This window comes from Rhizobacter sp., assembly GCF_031412075.1.
Classification (GTDB): Bacteria; Pseudomonadota; Gammaproteobacteria; order Burkholderiales; family Burkholderiaceae_C; genus Rhizobacter.
The window spans coordinates 1-1,788 of sequence record NZ_JANOCG010000586.1 but is presented as its reverse complement, the minus strand read 5'-3'; the positions used below and the strand labels follow the sequence as shown (position 1 = coordinate 1,788).

The 1,788-nt window shown below is 62.4% G+C and carries 3 protein-coding genes; all 3 read right to left on the bottom strand.

All coding sequences use genetic code 11. From position 1 onward, the window contains the following. A partial coding sequence (locus tag RMO40_RS21725; protein WP_309725684.1) for a porin occupies positions 1–294 on the bottom strand: 294 nt, incomplete at its 3' end. Positions 295–468: 174 nt separating this feature from the next. Next, the gene (locus tag RMO40_RS21720) at positions 469–1,221 is read right to left on the bottom strand and encodes an ABC transporter permease subunit (RefSeq protein WP_309725683.1); all 753 of its coding nucleotides are present in this window, start codon (positions 1,219–1,221) and stop codon (positions 469–471) included. 21 nt (positions 1,222–1,242) lie between these two features. Continuing rightward, positions 1,243–1,788 (bottom strand): transporter substrate-binding domain-containing protein (locus RMO40_RS21715; protein WP_309725682.1); only part of this gene is annotated, 546 nt, incomplete at its 5' end.

Below are 1,788 nucleotides of genomic sequence, written 5' to 3'. Positions count from 1 at the left end.
GCCCCAGAAGGCAACAGGGGGGCCAGGATTGGTGACTCGGCCGGTGTCGGCATCGAATCGATGCTCAAGGGTGAAGCCAGCCTTCACGCCACCACCAAGATCTTCAACGCCACGGAAGCCGAGGCGTGAAGCGTTGTTACGCAGCAGGGTAACGCTGCTGCTAGCGCCGCCCGACTCAAGCTTCTGGCGTTCCACGGATTCATTCAGGCGACCGTAGACGGTCACAGAGCTTTGGGCGAGAGCCGAGCCAGCTGCCACGGTGGACAGAGCGGCGATGAGGATAGAGCGCTTCATGAGCATTCCTTATTTGCGATGTGCGGAGTGAATACCGCGGGGGTGTCACAGGGGTTGTGTGCGTACGGCCTGCACAACTGACTCGCGAGTTTAGGCGCGGCGTTCATGGAAAACCCCCGTCTCGTTGCGCTTGTGCAACAGCTAATTTTGTGAAGCAAGATTGCTAGCACGAGCTCAGCGGCCGCGTTGATGCGCAGGGCTTTCCAGACGTTTTGCCAACAAAGACAGTAGCAAGGTCAGGGCCAGGTACACCACGGAGATGGCGAGGTAGGGTTCCCAATAGCGCGAATACGCACCGGCGACGGTGCGCGCGGCCAGCGCCAATTCGGCCAAGCCGATGGCGGAGACCAACGACGAATCCTTGATCAGCGTCACCCCTTCGTTCACCAGCGCGGGCAGCATGCGCCGAAACGCCTGCGGCAGCACGATGAAGCGCATGGCCTGCGGGTGGGTGAGCCCGAGGCTGTAGCTGGCCTGGGTCTGGCCAATGTGGATGCTCTGGATGCCAGCCCTGAAAATCTCGGAGATGTAGGCCCCGGCGTTCAGGCTCAGGGCCAGCGCTCCGGAGAAAAAAGCGCCATGCGATTGCCTGAACTCGCGCGCCGCCTCGCCTGCAAGCAGCAGGCCGCTGTCAGGATGGATCAGCGCCGGCATCAGCGCAAAGTGCACCAGCAGGATCTGCACGAAGAGCGGCGTGCCGCGAAAGAAGGTCACGTAAGCCAGCGTGACCACGCGCAGCGCCTTCAAGCCCCAAGCCAATGGGGCCGAGGGCGGCTGGGGCGCGTCTCGCGAGCTGCTGATGAGCCCCAGCAACACCCCCAGCACCAGGCCGGAACTGATGGAGACGATGGTCAGCGCCACGGTCATCCACAGGCCGGCCACAAACAATGGCCCGTAGCCGGCCAGGATCTCCCAGCGCAGATCCATCGTCGCGTGCCTCGGGTCTTTTTACTTCGAAGCGGCGGAAACGGGTGCGCCAGCCGCGGCAGGCGCTGCGCCGAAGTACTTGGCGTAGATCTGATCGTAGGTGCCGTCGGCCTTGATGTCGGCCAGGCCTTTGTTGAGCTTGCCGAGCAGGTCGGCATTGCCCTTCTTGACCGGCAGGCCGTATTGCTCTGGGGCGAAAGCCTTGTCGGCCACCGTCTTGAACTTGCTGCCAGCGTTGTTGGTCACGTAGTTGATGACCACGCCGTTGTCGGCGACCACGGCATCGACGCCGCCGGCTTCCAGCTCTTTCAGCGCCAGCGGGGTCGATTCGAAGCGCTTGATGTTGGTGCTGTTCTTGCCTTGCAGCTTGCTCACCACTTCATCGCCGGTGGTGCCGGTCTGCACGCCGACCTTGAGCTTTTTCAGGTCGTCGAACTTCGAGATCTTGGAGGTGGCCTTCACGGCGATCAGCTGTTGCGCGTCGAAGTAGGGGTCGCTGAAGTCCATCGACTGCTTGCGCTCTTCGGTGATGGTGACGGCAGACACCAGGAAGTCGCGGTCGCCCTG